This window comes from Opitutus sp. sgz309028 (assembly GCF_059821195.1).
Genome location: NZ_JCAMRR010000005.1, coordinates 81860 through 100567, shown reverse-complemented (window position 1 = coordinate 100567; position 18708 = coordinate 81860). Strand labels below are relative to the sequence as shown.

Below are 18708 nucleotides of genomic sequence, written 5' to 3'. Positions count from 1 at the left end.
GAAAACGAGCTCGCAGGCGATCGCACGGCTTGGGTCATTGGGTGAGCGTTGCGGACTCCGCACGACTCTGGCGCCCATCCACTCCACGCCCACCAAGCTGGAAAGTGAATGCCTGCGCCTCCGGCGGCAGCGACACCGTGAACTCGAACGGATACTCGTGATCGGTCACCTTCTGACGCTGGCCGTTGAGCTCATACTCGAGCGTCACCTCGCGATAGGTCGAATCGTCGGCCTGCAGGTAAATGTAGGCGGTGCGCGCACCCGGTCCGAAGTTGAGCACCATGGCGCGAGCGCCGCCCCAATCGAGTTGCACGTAGTCGTTCCGCCACGCCTGTTCCGGCGCCGCCGCAAGCAACTTCTGCTGAAAGCGCGGCTCCACGTGCAGGCCGTCGATGACGATTGCGGTAAGTCCCATCGGCGCGACGGACACGCGCAGGCGACCGTCGACCAACTGGTCTCCCGTGCCGGCTGCGTCCCCGGCCAGGGTCCGAACGCGATAAACGCCCTTCGCCGCCGCCGGCAGGAGGTCGGCATTGAGCACGATCTCCGTGGTCACCGCTTCGTTCGACTGGTTGGTGAAGGCGAGATAAAGGCGTTTGTCGCCGCGCGCCGCCAGATAGTTGAGTTCCACACTGCCGGCTTTGAGGAGCCGCTGCGGCAGCCACAACTTCGCGTCGCTATACTCATAAAACCGACCCGCGCGATCGCCGTAGAATTTGCTTTGCAGATACGCGTAGCCTTCGATGAAGCGCGACGGGAAATCGATCTGGCCCTGCGAACGCGCAAACGCATCCGTCACGAGAAAATCGAGCAGGATGCTCATATGCGGCCAGATGTGGTTATAGTGAAACGAGTTTACGCTCAGTTCCTTATGGTCACGCAAAGGGTAGTCTGCCTTTTCGTAGATCGTCGTGCGCGCCGTGTTGATGTGATAACCCGGGAAATTGCGGTAGCGCCCGACCACCGCCGACCGCGCGACGTCGTGCAGCAACGTGTCGCCGGTGATCGCCGCGATGCGCAGCATCCACGGCGCGTAGTTGGCCATGAAGATGCCGCGGTGGCCGGACATCGTCCCCGACGATTCCGGCGTAAGTCCGATTTCGGAAAGACGCCACGCCGGCACCTGCTCCTCCGGTGCTTTCATCGGCAGATGCCCCTTGCTTTGCAGATACCAGTAAACGGGCGCGTTGCCGCCGGGATTGACCGTCACGTCCCCATCCGGGATTCGCGGAGCCATCCAGGTGAACATGGTATAGCGGCGTGCCCCCAGACGGGCGGCCTCGAGGTAGCGGCGGTCGCCGGTCGCTTCGAACAACTCGAAGAGATCGATCCACTTCGGCGCGAAGGCGGTCCAGAAGAACAGACCGGCTTCATTAAAATCGCCGGCGCCCTGCGCCATGCGATGCACGAGATAGTCGTCGGCGCCCTTCCGAGCCCTCTCCAGATAGCGCGCCTCGCCCGTGACCTGATACATCCGCAGATTGTTCTGCCAGCTGTTGCCGGCAGCGACGTCGTCGAGATTGAGCGTCCGATCCGTGCCCATCAGCTCCGTCGCCAGACGGCGAAGCACGGGCGACGCTTCGTGGGTGATGCCATAGAGCGCCGCAAGTTCGCTGACCGGCGCCGACGGCCCTTTCAGGGCGCGCGACGGGCTTTGAATCTTCTGTTCCGGATCCAGCGAGAACAGGAACTTCTCGCGCGAGAGCAGATATTCGGCGATTGGATACGCCCGCTGACGGAAGATCGCCTCGTCGTCGGCCACGAGCGCCAGGTTGAGCGGATTCAGCGCCGAGACGTTCTTCACCGCTCCAGGCACATCGGTCGAATACGCGCAGCCCTTCAAATCGTCGATGAACCAGCTATAGCGGCTCGTTCCGTAATCGATCATGTTGTCGAGTGTCTCGTTCAGGGAGGCAATGGCATTGCGCCGATAGTCTTTGAAACCATATAGCCGCCGCGCCGCTTCTTCATAGGCCGTGGTCAGTTCGCCCCGTCCCACATAAAGCCGAAGCTTGAACGTGAAACTCTCGCCGGCGCGGCGTTGCGAGCCATGGCCTCCCAGCATCGGGGCAAACGCCATCGGCTGCGCCTCTCCGGCGGCGTTGCGCAATGCCACGCCGAAACGACTATTGTCCAGCACCGGCAGCGGTTGAAACGGAAACTCGTCCGCGTCGACCACGACGCCCGCCACCGCCATTTCGCGGCGAACGAAGGTCGTCGGCACCGAGCACTCGAACGCCGGCGTCAGAAAGGATTGATGGGGAAAGCGTCGTTCCTGCCAGAGAAAGGGCTGCCAGAACTCCGCGGCTGCCGCCGGCTCGAGTCGCGGCGCGCCGACGTAGCCGACGGAATACCAACCCGCGACTTTCGGCGTCAGCGTGTAAGTCAGCACGGGCTCTCCGGCATCGTCGGCCGGCAGCGACACCGTGGCCGCCAGCGTAAACCGGGAGCCCTCCGGAAAGGTGTAGCGCACGAGACCGCCCTGCTTCGTCCAGCCGGATGCGCGCACTCTCTCGCCCGGCGCCGCCGCAAACACATCGGCCGTGCGCGCCCGGGTGTCGCCCTCGAGAATCCGGTCGTCGAAGCCGTCGCCCGCTTGCGCGGTGGAACGTTTCACTCCAGCCAGCGCGGCGCGTCCGCGCGCACCGCTCTCCCACGTCGGCACGTTGTAGCTGACGCGCGGCACATTACCGGGGCGCATGGCGAGTTTCGGATCCTTGTCTTGAAACAGCACCAGAAACTCAGGAGCGAAACTCCAGGGTTCCATGCCTTCTCGTTCGACACGCAGATCGCCGTTGGATTCCAACTGCAGACGATAACTTACCCGCTCAGCGAGTGCAGCCTGCAGGGTCAACGACGCCAGGAAAAGTGAGACAAACAATCGGGATGGTTTCACGGAATCAGGGTTCAAAGGTGAGCACCGCCAGACCGGTCGCCGGCAGCGTGAAGCGCCAGGCGTCGGTTGCCGGCAGTGAGGAAAGTCGATGATCGAGACGCAGCGAAGCGGTGCGCGGTCGCTTTCCCGGCACGCGCACGTCAGCCTCCGCATCCCGGGTCGAGTTATTGAGCAGCACCATGTAGCGGCGGCCGTCTTTTGCCCGCGCCAAGAGGTAGTCGATCGCGGGAGAGCCGGTGTCGACTGAACCCCAATCCAGCGACGCCTCCTCGCCGAAAATTTTGCCTGCCGCGAAGCCGTAGCTGCAGTGCGGTCCGACCTTTGGAGTCATGAAACCGCGAGGAAACGAAATCGCACCGTCGGAACGAAGCGCGGCTTCCGCGACGAGATAGTCGGTGATCCAGCCGATCTGCCACCACGCATGATGAGGATACGGGCCGGCCCCTTTGTTCATCGCCGACCAATAATAAGACGCGACGCTGGTTTGAGGATCGACGAATGCGTCTCGCGCCCATGCCGCGGCGCGGGCCAGATCGCGGAACAGGGGCTCCCCGGTCAGCTCACTGACGCGGAGAAAAAGTCCCGCATGGCTCGCCAGCAAAATGGGACCGCCGGTGTTGGCCGATCCGATGGTGGTGCCATGTTCGTAGCTCAGCCCGGTTTGGTTCAGCTCCCAGTCGGCCCAACTCCCATCGGTGCGGGTCTTCGGCTGCGCGGTCGCGCGGGGATGAGTATAGATCGAAGTCACATAAAACCGCGCCGCCGCAAGACCGGCCTCACGATACTTCATTTCGCCAGTGGTTTCGGCCAGATCGAGCAACGCCTGTGCGATTTGTGCGGTCGCAAAGTCCGGCGCGAACCGCGCGTCGCCACAGACCCCGAGAAACGCCCCCTTCTTCACACCTTCCGTCATCAGCCAGTCCGCGCCGCGGCGTGCCGCGGCCAGGTATTTTTCGTCACCTAAAATTTGATACGCAATCAGCAGACCGTAGAACGTGGGCCGCAAATCCGGCACATCCCGAAATCGCGGACGGCTCGTGGCACTGTCATAAGCGACCTCCCAGTTTCCCTCCGCATGTTGCCACGCCACGAGGCGGTCGGCGGCCAGGCGCAAACGTTCTCGGAGTTCGGCGTTGCCGGGCTCGAAGAGCAGGATGTTCCCGAGATCGAGCAGAACATAATAAGTGAGCGCGACCGGTTCGGAGTAGTCGCCCCACTCTTCCGTGAAGCGCCGGCTTTTCGACAAATAATACTGGCCCGCCGCGGCGCCTTGGAAGAAACCCGGCTCCATGCGCTGCTGCGCCAGCTTGAAGTTCAAGGCATAAGGCAGCCGGCGTTCCACCAGCCGCGGATCGCCGGTCAACCGCGCGAGCATCCACATCGCGCCATAATCGGAGTTCTTCATCGCATCCTTGTCGGAGCCGACCACCCCGCCCAGATACGCCTGCGCCCCGATTTCGAAGGAGCCGAATTGCTCCGTGCGCCACAGCGACGTGTCGTCGCCTGCCACATAATCCCGTAGCGCCAGCAGTCGTTCGCTCAAGGAGCGTCGTGGCTGTTTGAGCGCGAGAAATCCCGGCAGATCGTAGATATCCTCAATCACATGACGCGCGGCCTCGAACCAGTCGCCGCGCCGCAACGAATAGCGAAAATGAAACGTCCGCGTCTCGCCCGCCGCGAGCCGTGAATCGACCTCGCCGAGCACGGGATGATAAAGCGTCGGCGCGAGTTCGCCGGCGCGGTTCATATGGGAAAGTCCGAGCCGCCATTCCTGGCGGGTGTTGCGATCGCTCTGCCACGGGTCGGTCCCCGTTCCGGGCTCCGCCACCACCGCCATCGTTGCGCCGCGGCGGGTCGTGACGAACGACGCCAGCGTCGAGGCCACGCGTTCGCGTCCCAGCACGGGGCGATCCGGCAAGCCATGACCGTAGGCGTAAGCACGAATGAAATCGGCGGCGATCTCCGCGCCTTGGAAGTATCCCGGCACCGCCGCCCAGGCGAGTTCCTCACGGGGCACGCTCGCGAGCGTCGGCGTCGCGAGAGAAAACCAGCCCGCGCGACGCGCGGTCAGGTGCAACTCCACGCGAATATCACCGGGTTGCACCGGATCGAAACTCCAGTCGGCGACGAGTTCAGCGACCTCGTTGCTAGCGGTGAAACGCAAACCATCATCGCGCTGGATCGCGGTCGTCGGCCACAGCGTGAAAGCCTGACCCGCCGTATTCAGCGCCGCCGGCGATCGCGCTTCACGCCATTTCTGATGCATGAAGCGATACTCCGGCTCCGGGAAACCATTCGGAAACGCCGGGTGTTCGATCTCCAGCGGTTCCTTGGACGGCTGCGTCTCCGCGAAGAGGACCGTATAGCTCCCGGAAGTTTCTCCCACCGGCAGCGGGCCCGACGGCGTGATCAGTTCAAGACGATCAACCCGCCATTCTCCGGTCTGCCGCTGCCAATGCACCGCCAGCGTCTCGTTCGTCAACGCGACCTCGCTCGGCGAGGAACTCGTGAGGGCGGTAGCAGACAGCGTCACCGCGCCAGAGAGAAATGCGCCGGCAGTCCGACAGGCGAATTTATAACGACGAAGCGACAATGAGAAGAAAGGAAGAGAGACCGCACCATGCGGGGAACGCATGGCGCGGTGTCCGTGAGCAATGAAACGCAACGACTCCGATCGTCAGAACGACAGCGAGTAGGAGCCACGAATCTGCAGCCCGACTGCTTCGCGACCGGTGACGGTCCAATAATATTTGTCCGTCAGATTGAGACCGTTCAGGCGAAGGCTGTGCCGATATTTGCCCTTCTCTCCCGTGCGGAAGTTATAGGAAACAAAACCGTTCAGCAGAGTATAGCCCGGATTGACCTGGCGGGCGCGGGTAGTGATGCGGTTGCCGTAGTCGATGATGACTTCGTCAATGTAGCTGACCGACGCACCGATCGAGAGGCCCTTGATCGGAAGCTGATAACTCATCGCCAGGTTCGCCGTAACCTCCGGCGTGCGTTGCATCCGTTCGCCCACCACAGAAAGGACCGTAGCCGTGATGTTCTCGTCGGGCGCGCGCACGACCTCGGAATCGAGCAGACCGACGCCACCGCGCAGGGTCAGCGCCTTGTTGGCCTTCCAACTGAAGTCGAGTTCGACGCCCCGAACGCGTTCGAGGCGCAGCCCGAAATACTGGGGCAGGCCCGAGCCGGCCACGAAATCGGGGTCCGCCGCGGGATTGGTCCGCTCGATCTCATAAGCGGTCACGGTATAGCTGAGGTCGCTCCCCGCCAGCAGTCCCTTGAAGCCAAACTCAGTACCCTCGCCTTCAGCGAAACCGACCAGTCCGCCGATGCCGCGGTCAAGGATCGGATTGCCGTCGAACGACGTGCTGTGGTTGAGAAAGGCCACAAGCTTCTCGCGTTTGATGCGCCAGGTGAGGCCGGCCGTGTAGGTGAGATGGTTCTGCTTCGCGTCGAGATCGTTGCTCGAGCTGAAACGATCCATGTAGTTGACGTCCACTTGGTCGAGACGGAGGCCGCCCATGGCGATCAACCGGCCCTCGAACAAACTGACGCGGTCGCTGATGAACGAGCCGATCATGCGCGTCTCCGTCAGTTGGTCACGGGCTTGACGGACGAATTTACTGCGCTCGAGCGGCGTCCAGACGGGATTGAGCGGATCGATCACCCGCGTGGCCGCGGGTAGTTCGGCCAGATAGTTGGGCGTGCCGTTTGCTCCATTACCATAACGGTAGTCCGTGTTGTGATCGCTGGTATCGGAATAGTCGAAGGTGATGAGGAACTTGTGCTCGAGTGCTCCGGTATGAAAATGCGCCAGCGCATCCGCTTGGAACGCGACCGCGTCCTGCGGCCGATGTCCGAGGAATGGCTCGCGGGAGTTAAACTTGCCGGTGTCGATCTGATACTGGGGCGAACTCCAACGGGTTTCGTCGAGCAGTCGATCCCAAGCCTGACCATTCACGCGCAGGCTCCAGACATCGTTGATCTTGTGTTCGAACTGGAGGTTCATGGTCGCGACTTCACGCGAAACAAGCGCATCCGGTCCGAAGATGTTGAAGTTGATCAATGGTTCGTAGGGACCGAGGATCAGGTTGGCTTTCGCCGTCACACCATCCGGACGGGTCACCGACACCCCGTTCAGCCGCCCGAGAATCGCGGTGCCCTGATTGGCGTCGCGCACCATATACTCCAAATCGAGCGTGAGCGCCGTATCCCGACTGAACTTGTAGGTCCAGCTCGTGCTGATCGCCGAGGTCTCCTGATAGAAGTAATCCATGTTGCCCTCGAATCGCTGGTAGGAACCGTCGACCCGATAGAACAACTTGTCCGATAGCGGACCCGTAGCCGAGATCTCGCCGCGCGTGAATTCGTCGGAGCCGTAGGTCGCACTCAATCGGTATTCCGGAGTGGAGCTGGCCCTCTTCGTGATGTAGTTCACCAAACCGCCGGGCTCCGAACGCCCATACAGCGCGGACAGCGGCCCCTTGATCACTTCCACGCGATCGACGTTCATCACTTCTCCAACGCCGGAGCGGGGGAAACCGTTGCGATAAGTCGGGGGCGTAAAACCACGCAGACGGCTGCCGCCGCCGCCACCGGCTTCAACCTCGCCGGGCGTGAAGCCGCTGATAAACAAGCCGAACTCATCCAGATCCTTCATCTGAAAGGCATCCATGAATTCACGGGTGACGACCGAAACCGAATACGGCAGATCGATGATCGCCGACGCGGTGCGCGTGCCAGAAACGGCTTCGGAGGCGCCCCACCCAGTCGCATCGCGTTGCGACTTCACCGAAAATTCTTCGAGCGTCACGACTTCGTTGGTCACCTCGCCGTTGCCGGCAGCGGGCGCGGAAGTCATCGGCGTCGTCTGACCGGCGGCGGCGAAGGTTAAGGCAAGAGGCGCAACGACGCCACTCACGAGTTTGAACACGGAGGAGTGCGATTCCATCATGATAGGGCTGGGTGTTTAGGGTAGAGGCAACCGGGATGGCAGAAGATAGTTCCGCCTCGCGGGGTAGCAGCGAGATGGAAGGCTTCTCTTTCGTGGCAGCACAATTCGAGACCTGGTCGACAGTTGACTTAAATCGGAGGTCAAACGCCGACGATTCGCTTTTGCAGACCGCGATTCCGAAACTCAACGGTCAACCTGCGCCGTTTTTGCCGGGAAGCGGAAAACTTGCTGCATCCGGTTGCCCCGTTTCCCCTCCCCATGTTGCACTCCGCTCGAACGTCCTCCCACCGCCTTTTTCTCGTCGCTCTGTGTCTGGTCTGCCACGCAGCCCACGCAGCCACCGCCCGGCACCGCCTCGATCTCCAGGCGGATCATTCCGTCAAGGTCACCGCGCCCGACGGCAGCCACGCGACCTTCGCCCCGAACTTTGCCATCCTCCGTTCCGAGAAAGATCCCAATCTCGAAACCCGCTGGGGACGCTATCGGGATGCCGGCCTGAAGAGCGGCGACGCCGGATCGGTTTACCATGTGCTCACGTGGGGTCTGCCGGCGGAGGCGGTGAAAAACGCCGGACACGTCGCCGACGGTTACGACCCCAACTCCGACCGTTTTTACGGTCCCGATCGTTCACCCGATCTTTTCCGCGCGGGGCAGTTGACGAAAGTCCACGCGACCGCCGCCTCCACAACCGGTGACACGATCGCCTGGAGCTTCCCCGAAGCCGACGGCGTCATTCTCTCGGCCGTCTTGCAGGTGCCGGCCGACGGCAGCGAGCCGCGACTCGAACTCACGGCGCGCATCGCCCGTGCCGGGTGGTATTCCTTCGGCTACATCGGCGCGCCGCAGCAGGATCCGGCAGTAATTGACGAACTCTGGCAGCCACTCGTCTACACGGAGAAACGTTTCCCCGAAGGCTCGTATCTCGAGGCCTCGGGCCGTTGTCCCCTGCCCGGCACGTTCGTGCGCCACGATGGCATCACGGTCGGCGTCATCTCCGACCCGGCGGAACTTCCCTTTCAGCCGATGCCGACGCTCGCGAATTCCCGTTTCGGCGTCGCGCTCCGGAATCAGGAAGGTCGAGCGCAGCCAATGCTGTTCGCCCCGATCCTCGGCGGTCAGGGCTCACACTTCGCCGATGGCGCCCGCTTCACGTTCGCGCATCGCCTCGTCGTCGCCCGTCGCACCATCGACGAGACGCAGGAACACCTCGCCCGGTCGCTGTTCGGTTTCGCCGATGTCCGCCACAACATCCTGGGCTCTCTCAACGCGACTTTCGAACGCATGCTCGCTTTCGGTTTGAGCGATTACGCGAAGTTCAACTCCGACCTGCGCGGCTTTGCCTACGACACCGACGTGCCCGGCTCGGTGAAGAACGTGTCAGCGCTCCACCCGCTTGCCCTCGCGCTCGTCACCGACGACCGCCGCATCTTCGACCGGCTCGCCCGTCCGCTCGCGGAATATTTCGTGTCGCGCGAGCGCTTCCTTTTCACGACGGACCCGAAGGTGCGCGGTCAGGCCGTGTCCGCCCGGCTCGGTGGTCTCGGCGCGCCCCTCTCTGAATACGCCGCTCTCTACGAGCTCACCCGTAGTCGCACACCATTCTTCCGCGACGCCGCGGAATCACTTTTCGGCAAGGATCGAATTCTGAATCTCGAATCGGTGCTGCGCGGCGATTTCTGGGCCAATTCACTCGCGCTCTACCGCGCCACCGGCGAGCGGCGCTGGCTGGATCGCGCCCGGCGCGATGCCGACACCTACCTCAAACGTCGCGTCGACCGGACCCAGACCGACTTCGAAGATCCCGATTCGCGCGGTCTGTTTTTCTGGACGTCTTTCAGCAACCAATGGATCGAGCTGTTCGAGCTCTTCGAGGAAACCGGCGACCGTCGCTATCTCGCGGCCGCCCACGAGGGTGCCCGCAACTACGCGCGCTACGTCTGGCTCGCCCCCCGCATCCCCGAAGGCAACGTGATCGTGAACCAGGGCGGCTTCGCGCCCAACTATCGCTCCGGGCCCAAGTATCCGCGCAACCCGCTACCCGAGGAAAGCGTGCCGGCCTGGCAGGTCTCCGCGATCGGTTTGACGCCCGAGTCCTCCGGCACCAGCCGTGGCCATCGCGGCATTCTGCTCGCGTGCTACGCCCCATGGATGCTCCGCATCGCCGCGCTCACGAACGACGAATTTCTCCACGACATCGCACGCTCCGCGATCATCGGCCGCTACACGAGCTTCCCGGGCTATCATATCAACACCGCCCGCACCACCTCCTACCAGAAGCCCGATTTCGCGGAGCGCCCGAAGGACGAGCTCAACGCCATGACGTCGATTCACTACAATCACATCTGGCCGCACGTCGCACTGCTCCTGGACTATCTGGTGTCCGACGCCTATGCGAAATCCCGCGGCGCGGTCGATTTTCCGAGCCGTTACGCCGAGGGCTACGGCTACCTGCAGCAAAAGATCTATGGCGACCGCCCCGGCAGAATCTACGACGCCAAAAACCTGCATCTCTGGATGCCGCGCGGGGTGCTCGACGTATCGCATCCAGAACTCAACTACATCGTCGCCCGTGGCGAGGGCCGCCTCGCGCTTGCGTTCACCAACCAGTCCCATTTCGCGTTGAGAAGCCGGGTGCGGCTGAATCCGGCGCTCGTCCGGCTCCCGGCCGCACGCCCGGCCCGTTTCACCGTCTGGCTGGACGGCAAAAAACAGCCCGCGCGCGATCTTCCGGCTGACGGCAACCTGGAAATCGATGTTTCCGCCGCCGGCATCACCGCCCTGGTCATTGAGGGTGTCGCGCCGCAGGTCGGATTCCAGCAGCAGGTGCTCGCGGACATCCCGGCGCTTCCGGCCAAGGGCAGCGTATGCGAGCTCGATTATCGCGGCGCACGCGCGGTCGCGATGCGCTTCGGCGCCGGCGATCTCACCAGCGTCTACACCTACCTGCCCGATTTCGAACGGGAGATCGCACGCTGCACCGTCCACTATCGGCAGGAGGGCGTCGCCGACGGCCAGATCGAAGATCACGCCTTCCCCTTCGACTACACGCTTCCGGTGCGGAACGAATCGCCGTTGGAGTTCTGGTTCGAAACCGAGATGAAGGACGGACGCACCGAGAAATCGCCGGTGGGCCAGGTTCTTTTCCGCTAGTCCGCGGTGAGGCGTCCGCTTTTCGCCGCCGCCGCTTCCGCCGTCGTTCCTTTCATCTTTATGAACGTCCCGCTTCGCCGCGTCGGCCTGTCCATGCTTGCCGGCGCGCTCCTCTCTCCTTTGCACGGCGATCCACGCGCTCCGACTCGCCCCACGGCCAGAAAAACCGAACCCCTGCTCATTTCGCCCGCCGATCGCACGCTGGTGCAGCGCGGCTTCGTTCCGTTTCGTGGCCTGAAACGATGCTACGCCTGCGTCGTCGGCTCGCCGTCCGGCGTGCACTTCGCCTACGACGGCGAGACCGGTGCGGTCCTTTATCTTTGGCGCGGAGCCTTTGCCGATGTTGCGGAAATGTGGGCCGGACGCGCGTTCAACCAGACCGCGGTGCCGGCCGGCGAGGATCTCGTGGAGTTCTCCGGTCGCCCGCTCCTCGCATTGTTTCCCGATCGTCTGCTCGAATATCCCTCCGCCTGGCCGGAGCACCCCGATCCGCTGTATTCCTCGCTCGGTTACGAAATCGAAGCGGACGGCTCGGTCGTGTTTCTTGCCAGCCTGTCCGAACTCCACCTCCGCGATCGAATCGTTGCGCGCGCCGACAAACCCGGCTTGAGCCGCACGCTCGAGTTCAGCGGGAAACTGTCGCTTTGGGAGAACTGGGTGCTGCTCGCCGATGCCGAACGCATCACCGCCGAGGGCAACAAATTCAAGATCTCACCCGCAGGCTGCTCGATCGAATGGCCCGCCGGTTCGCCCCACCGTCCTGTCGTGGTGGATACGCACGGGCGGCAGCAGCTGCGTCTGCGCCTGCTCAAGGAAACGTTCAAGACGCCGGTCACTTACCAGATCGTCTGGTCCGCCACGCCATGAACTGCCGGCTCCCCTTCCTCCCTCTGCTCGTCCTTCCCTGTGTGCTCATGGCGCAGGTCGCGACGGTGGCCGAGCGCTTCGCCAAACCGTCCGACTCCCAACTTTCCCGCGAACAGCTCGGCTGGACGCGCACCGTGCTGCCCGTGCCCGATGATATCGTGCTCGAGGGAAGCGGGATCCTCGCACTGCCCGAGGGCGATCTCCTCGTCACCACCCGACGCGGCGAAATCTGGCGCGTCGACAATCCCGGCGGCAGTCCGCCACAACCTCGCTACCGGCTTTTCGCCGCGGGGCTGCACGAGCCCATGGGCATCACGTCCGCTCCGGACGGCGGCTACTACGTCGTGCAGCGGCAGGAATTGACGAAGATCACCGATCGCGACGGCGACGGCCGCGCCGATCGCTTCGAGACGATCTATCGTATTCCGCTTTCGGGCAGCTATCACGAATTCGCCTTCGGCCCGGCCGTGCTGCCAAATGGAAACATTCGCCTCACGCTGAACAACGCGTATCTGGCGCCCACGCGTTCGCCGGTTCCGTGGCGCGGGTGGATGATTGAGGTGCAGCCCAACGGGAAAATGATCCCGATCGCGGCCGGGATGCGCTCTCCCGCCGGAGTGCTGGTGACCTCCCAAGGTCTGTGTCTTTTCTCGGAGAACCAGGGCGAATGGATCGGCTCCTGTTATGTGACGGAGGTCCAGCCCGGCGATTTCCTCGGCCATCCCGGTTCGCTCGCCTGGAGCAAACTTCCTGGCTCGCCGCTCGATCTTCAGCCGGAGGAAATTCCCGATTCCGGCGAACCGCTCTTCGAAGTCGCGAAAAGAATCCCGGCGCTGAAGCCGCCTACCGTCTGGCTGCCTTACACGGTGCTCGGCATCTCCGCGTCCGGTATGGTCGAGGACACTACCGAAGGAAAGTTCGGCCCGTTCTCCGGGCAGCTTTTCATCGGCGACCAGGGACAAAGCAAGATCATGCGCATCACCCTCGAAAAGGTGAAAGACGTCTGGCAGGGCGCCGCTTATTCCTTCCTCCAGGGATTCGAGTCTGGCGTGATTCGTCTCACGTTCGGCACCGACGGCGCACTCTACGTGGGTGAAACGGCTCGCGGCTGGGGCGCCGTCGGCGGCAAGCTTCGCGCCTTCGAACGCGTGACTTGGAACGGCGTCACTCCCTTCGACCTCCAGGAGGCGAAGGCGGCGCCTGATGGGTTTGTGCTGCGCTTCACCCGCCCCGTCGTTCGCGAAAGCGCCAGCGATCCCGCCAGCTACGCGATTGCCGGCTTCACCTATCAATACCACGGGCGCTACGGGAGTCCGCCGATCAACCGCCGCAATTGCACCGTCGTTCGCGCTGTCGTCTCGGCGGATGGCCTGACGGTGCGGCTCGGAATCGTCGGTCTGCGCGAGGGCTATATCCATGAACTGAAGTCGTCGGGCGTCCGTGATGCTGAAACCGGCGAGCTCCTCGTGCACGACACCGCCTACTACACGCTCAACCGCCTTCCGGATGGCGACCGCATCCTCACTCCCCACGACGAAGCGCTTGAAATCTGCGAAGCGCCGGGAGCGGCCAGCCAGCCGGCCGCCTCGTCCAAACACCCGACCGAGGCTCCCGCCAGCTGGTCCAGCGCGGAGCCCGTCCGCACGATTGCCCTGGGCACGCTGCCCGGCCTGAAGTTCGACCAGACGCAGCTGACGGCGAAAGCCGGCGAGAGGATCCACCTCACTTTTCACTACAGCGACGACATGTTCCACAACTTCGTACTGTGCGCGCCCGGACGCGGCGACGCGGTCGGGACCGCCGCGCTGTCGCTCGGAGTCGAGGGGCCCGATCGTCACTACATTCCGGATACGTCGGACGTCCTTTATCACACCCGCGTGCTCCAGCCCGGTGAGACCGACGGCCTCTATTTCGCCGCGCCATCGGCCCCGGGCGATTACGACTACATCTGCAGCTTCCCGGGACACTTCACGCTGATGAAAGGCATTCTCCGGGTCGTCGAACCATGACCTTCACTCGTTTCTCGTTCTTGTGGCGCGCTGCACCGCGCCGCGCGTTGCTCGTTGTCAAAGCGCTGTGCCTGCTGACGCCGCTGTCCGCCGAGGTCACGCTCGCGCCCCTTTTCCGCCACGGCGCGGTGTTGCAGCGAGACAGCACCATTCCGGTATGGGGCCGCGCTCGCGCGGGCGAAAAAATCTCGGTGCACCTCGCCGGCCAGCGAGTGGCGACGTCCGCCGGAGCCGATGGCCGGTGGCTCGTCCACCTGCCGGCCCGTCCGGCCAGCGGCACGCCGGTCGAACTCGTCGTCGAGGGCGAAAACCGCATCGTCGTGTCGGATGTGCTGGTCGGCGACGTATGGCTCTGTGGCGGTCAATCGAACATGCAAATGAGCGTTCGCCACGCCCGCGACGCCGAGCAAGAAACCACCGCCGCGCAGTATCCGCTGCTCCGTCTCTTCAAGGTCGCCGCCCAGTTTGCTTCTACCCCCGCGGAAACGGTCCAAGGATCGTGGCAGCCGGCCGCTCCAGCGACCGTCGGCGATTTCAGCGCAGTCGCCTACTTCTTTGGCCGCGACCTGCAGGCGGCGATCGGCGTGCCCGTTGGATTGATTGTGAGTTCGTATGGTAACACGCCTATCTCCACCTGGCGCTCGTCCGAGGCGCTCGCCGGCGATCGCATCGTTCGAACGTGGTGGGAGCGTCAACGTCGCGCGCAGCCGCCGCCGCGTCCGCACCGCCAGCCTTCCGCCGGCTACAACGGCATGATCGCTCCGCTCGCGCCGTATGCGGTGCGAGGCTTTCTTTGGTATCAGGGCGAAGCGGACGCCACCGAGGCGCCAGATTTGTCGCGCCATTACGCTGCCCAGTTCATCGGTCTTATTTCTGAGTGGCGCACCTTGTTCGACACTGGACGGACGCTTCCTTTCTACTGGGTGCAGCTTGCCGGGTACGGTCGCGCGGCTCCGCGCGATTGGACCGGAGTGCGCGAGCAACAAACCCGCGCGCTGGCGCTGCCCGCCACCGGGCAGGCGATCGCGCTCGATCTCGGTGACGCCACCAACATCCACCCGCGCGACAAACAAGCGGTCGGCGCCCGACTCGCCCGCCTGGCGCTGCACCGTGAATACGGTCGCGATTTGGTCGACACCGGGCCGATCCCCACCCGGGCGGCGACGGCCGAGCGCGCTGTGGTTGTGCACTTCGATGTCGCTCCGCTGTCCGCCTCCGGCGATCTGGCAGGTACATTCGAACTGGCCGGAGCGGACGGAAAATATCACCCGGCCGACCGCGCCGAAATAGACGCCGGCAGCGTGATCGTCGCAGCTGATGCTGTTCCTTCCCCCGTCGCCGTCCGCTTCGGCTGGCAGGATCTGCCCGCAGGTTTTCTGTTCAACTCCGACGGCCTGCCAGCCGGCCCCTTCCTCCTCGAACTGTCACCCGCCCGATGAAGCTACCGTCCGTCCTTTTCGTCCTGCTCGCAACTCTCCTGGTTGCGGCGCTCCCGCTGCGCGGCGCCTCGCTCGACGCGCAGTTCCGGTCGCCGCCTTCCGCCTATGGCCCGTGGGTGTATTGGATCTGGGTCAACGGCAACACCACCCGGGAAGGCATTCGCGCGGATCTCGAGGACATGAAGCGCGTGGGTATCCGCGGCGCGATGCTCTTCGAAGGCAGCCTTTACCTTCCCGCCGGCCCGGTTCGCTACGGTTCCGACGCTTGGTATTCGCATGTTCACTACGCCATCGAGACCGCCGCCGAGCTTGGCCTCGAAATCGTGGTCATGAACTGCGCCGGCTGGGCGACCAGTGGCGGCCCGTGGAACACCGTCGAAAACTCCATGAAGATGATCGTCTGGAGCGAGCAAACCGTCGCCGGAGGCACTCTCTGGGACGGGCGACTGCCCCAGCCACCTACCCAACTGGGTTTCTACCGGGAGATCGCGACGCTCGCCATACCTTCGCGGACGGAGCCGATGCCGCGGATGCACGGCACCGGCGTCTCAGCCGGGCTGACAGCGCTCGGCGATCGCATCTCCACGACCGGCGTCACCTTCGAACATCCCGCCTCGATCACGTTCGATTACTCGCAGCCGACGAGCCGCCGCTGGCTGGAGATCGACCGCCAGCGAGGAGAGCACACCGAGTCGGTGGAGGGCCTCGGCCATGACGATGACGTGATTCCCGCGCTCAAGCTCGAGGCTTCCGACGACGGCGAACTTTTTCGTCTGGTGAAGGAGTTCCCCGAGTCGCGTCTCGAGTTCACCAACCGCGTGGAGCTCGAGTTCCCCCCGACCGAGGCCCGATTTTTCCGCCTGTCCGTGCGCCCGCGCACGCCGTGGAACGTCGCAGAGCTGCGCCTCACCCACTTCCGCAAAGTCTCCAGCCTTGCCGGAAAAACCGGTCTCAAGATCCAGCCCGCGCCCAGTGCGCCTCGCGAATGGGACGCATCGGCCCGAGGCGAGTTCTCCCCGGCAGACATCATCGATCTCACTTCGCAGGTTCGAGACGACGGTTCGCTTCGCTGGGAGGCGCCGGCGGGGAACTGGACCATCCTGCGCTTCGGTTACACCAGCAGTGCGCGCAGGAATCATCCGTCGCCCGAGGAGGGCGAAGGTCTCGAAGTCGACAAATTCGACCCCGCAGCGCTCGCGATCCATTTCGAGCACGCCTTGGGACGCATTCTCCGCGAAGCCGGTCCGCACCTCGCGCAATCGTTGACGGGGGTGTTGAGCGACAGCTGGGAGGCGGGCCCGCAAACCTGGACGGACGCGTTGCCGGCGGAGTTCCAACGCCGCCGCGGCTACTCCCTCACGAACTATCTGCCGGCGCTCAGCGGCCAGGTCGTGGGCACGATGGAGGAGACGGAAGCCTTCCTCGCCGACTATCGCCGGACCTTGGGCGAACTCTACGCCGAAAACTATTACGGAGCCCTACAGCGCCTTTCGCACCGTCACGGGCTCAAGCTCTTCGCCGAAGCCTACGGCGGCGTGCTCGACGAGCCCCGCGCGCTCCAGCACGTGGATGTGCCGATGGTGGAATTCTGGAATCACGATCTCTACAAGGGTTTCGATTTCGCCACCTCCGTCGCGCACTTGACCGGCAACCCGCTCGTGCTCGCGGAAGCGTTCACCTCGCGCCCGCCGCTCTCCGGATGGCGTGAGCATCCGCGCCTGCTGAAGCCGCTCGGCGATGCCGCTTACGCGGCTGGCGTCACGGGATTCGTGCTGCATTCCTACGTTCATCAGCCGCGTTCGGATCTGGCGCCCGGGTTCACCCACGGTCGCTACGGCACGCAGTTCGGCCGTCTCAACTCATGGTGGTCGCTGGCACCCGCCTGGATCGATTATCTGAAACGCTGCCAGCTCCTGCTGCAGCACGGACGAGCGGTCGCCGACGTGCTTCAGCTGCAGGAAGAGCGTATGAAAACCGAGTCGCGGGAAATCCCGTCGCTGGCCGCGGAGGGACATCGCGCCGATCTTCTTTCCGTTTCTCAACTCGACCAGATCGACGTGCGCGACGGCGAACTGCGCACGCCGGCCGGTGCGACCTACCGCGTGCTGCAACTCCCGGTCGCGTGGGTGGCGACCCGGAGCACCCTCGAGCATCTGTTCCGCCTCCAGAACGCCGGAGCCGTTCTCGCCGGTCCGCCGCCCTTTGCTCCCGCCAGTCTGATCGACACTGGCAAGCACCGCCCCGAGTGGGAGGCACTGGTGGCAAAAATCTGGCTCGGATCGCGCCGCCCGGCCGAGACGCTCTCCGATGCACTCGCCCGCCTGCAGGTCGCGCCCGATTTCGTGGCCCGCGCGAATGGCGAACCAACGGACGTCCGTTTCGTGCATCGCACGTCCGAGATGGGAGATTTCTATTTTCTCACCAACCAGAATGGGAAAGCCCTCACGTTCACCGCCGACTTCCGTTGCGGCGACCGCGAGCCGGAATTGTGGGATCCGCTGAGCGGCCGGATTGTGACCGCGCCGGTGTTCGCGAGCGAAAACGGACGCACCACCCTCACGCTTACCCTCGAGGAAGCCGGTTCGCTGTTCGTCGTTTTCCGCCGCCCGCTGCCCGCGCGCTGGCCGGTTGCGGTCGCGAATTTCAAAGTCCGATCCACTCCGACACCCTCGCGGCTGGCCTCCGCGGCCGACGCGTGGGCGCCTGCCGCCGGCAGCTATCGCGTGGTGTATTCAGATGGTAGTGACAGGCCGGTGACGATTCCGACCGCCACGACCGTCCCGCTGGATCGGCCGTGGACCGTTGCATTTGCGGCCACGCGCTACGTTCCGGCGTCGATTGTGCTCGATGAATTGGGGTCGCTTTCCACCCATCCGGATCCAGCGGTAAGGCATTTTTCCGGGATCGCGACCTACTCCACGGCATTCGATCTCCCGGCCGGTTTATCCGCCGCCACCAGTCGCGTTTTCCTGAATCTGGGCGCCGCTCACGAGATCGCCGAACTCTCCCTCAACGGCCGCACTGTGGCCACGTTGTGGCAGCCGCCGCTGACGGTGGACGTCACCGACTTCGTCCAACCCGGTCCGAACACGCTGCAGGTGCGCGTCGCCACGCGCTGGGTGAACGGGCTGATCGGTGACGAGCAACTGCCGGCAGATCTCAGTTATGTCGCCCGCGGCAATTCGGCCGGGGCTCTGGAAAGACTTCCCGACTGGTGGGCGGACGCTGACGCGATCCGCCAGCGGCAGCGCACCACGTTTTCGACCTGGAAACACTACTCCGCGGACTCCCCGCTGGTGCCCGCCGGACTCGTCGGCCCGGTCATGCTCGAGATCCGGCCCGTCCTCTCCCTCCGCTAACTTGGATCATGCGGGATGCGGACGCGTC

The 18708-nt window shown here is 63.9% G+C and carries 8 protein-coding genes; 5 read left to right on the top strand and 3 right to left on the bottom strand.

What is annotated here, in order from left to right; all coding sequences use genetic code 11:
* Positions 1–34 precede the first annotated feature (34 nt).
* The 3 genes from AC6RV7_RS18755 to AC6RV7_RS18745 all read right to left on the bottom strand — a co-directional run bounded on the left by AC6RV7_RS18755 (position 35) and on the right by AC6RV7_RS18745 (position 7853).
* Positions 35–2896, bottom strand: a complete 2862-nt coding sequence (locus AC6RV7_RS18755) for a hypothetical protein (protein WP_500095727.1) — start codon at positions 2894–2896, stop codon at positions 35–37.
* Between the two features lie 4 nt (positions 2897–2900).
* Positions 2901–5429 (bottom strand): glycoside hydrolase family protein, encoded by a 2529-nt coding sequence (locus AC6RV7_RS18750; RefSeq protein ID WP_500095726.1) that lies wholly within the window; start codon positions 5427–5429, stop codon positions 2901–2903.
* A gap of 144 nt (positions 5430–5573) precedes the next feature.
* Positions 5574–7853: a TonB-dependent siderophore receptor gene (locus tag AC6RV7_RS18745; RefSeq protein WP_500095725.1), complete on the bottom strand. Its 2280-nt coding sequence runs from the start codon at positions 7851–7853 to the stop codon at positions 5574–5576.
* Between the two features lie 261 nt (positions 7854–8114).
* Between AC6RV7_RS18745 and AC6RV7_RS18740 the strand changes: the two genes are divergently transcribed.
* From AC6RV7_RS18740 to AC6RV7_RS18720, 5 genes are read left to right on the top strand one after another with little or no spacing between them, the layout of a single operon-like run.
* Positions 8115–11006, top strand: a complete 2892-nt coding sequence (locus tag AC6RV7_RS18740) for a hypothetical protein (protein WP_500095724.1) — start codon at positions 8115–8117, stop codon at positions 11004–11006.
* A gap of 60 nt (positions 11007–11066) precedes the next feature.
* Positions 11067–11873, top strand: coding sequence for a hypothetical protein (locus tag AC6RV7_RS18735; RefSeq protein WP_500095723.1), 807 nt, complete (start codon positions 11067–11069; stop codon positions 11871–11873).
* On the top strand, positions 11870–13882 hold the full coding sequence (locus AC6RV7_RS18730; protein WP_500095722.1) for a plastocyanin/azurin family copper-binding protein: 2013 nt from the start codon (positions 11870–11872) through the stop codon (positions 13880–13882). Before AC6RV7_RS18735 ends, AC6RV7_RS18730 begins: the two co-directional genes overlap by 4 nt.
* Positions 13879–15321, top strand: a complete 1443-nt coding sequence (locus AC6RV7_RS18725; protein WP_500095721.1) for a sialate O-acetylesterase — start codon at positions 13879–13881, stop codon at positions 15319–15321. Before AC6RV7_RS18730 ends, AC6RV7_RS18725 begins: the two co-directional genes overlap by 4 nt.
* The gene (locus AC6RV7_RS18720; RefSeq protein WP_500095720.1) at positions 15318–18680 is read left to right on the top strand and encodes a glycosyl hydrolase; all 3363 of its coding nucleotides are present in this window, start codon (positions 15318–15320) and stop codon (positions 18678–18680) included. The genes AC6RV7_RS18725 and AC6RV7_RS18720 overlap by 4 nt, the downstream gene beginning before the upstream one ends.
* Positions 18681–18708: the final 28 nt, after the last annotated feature.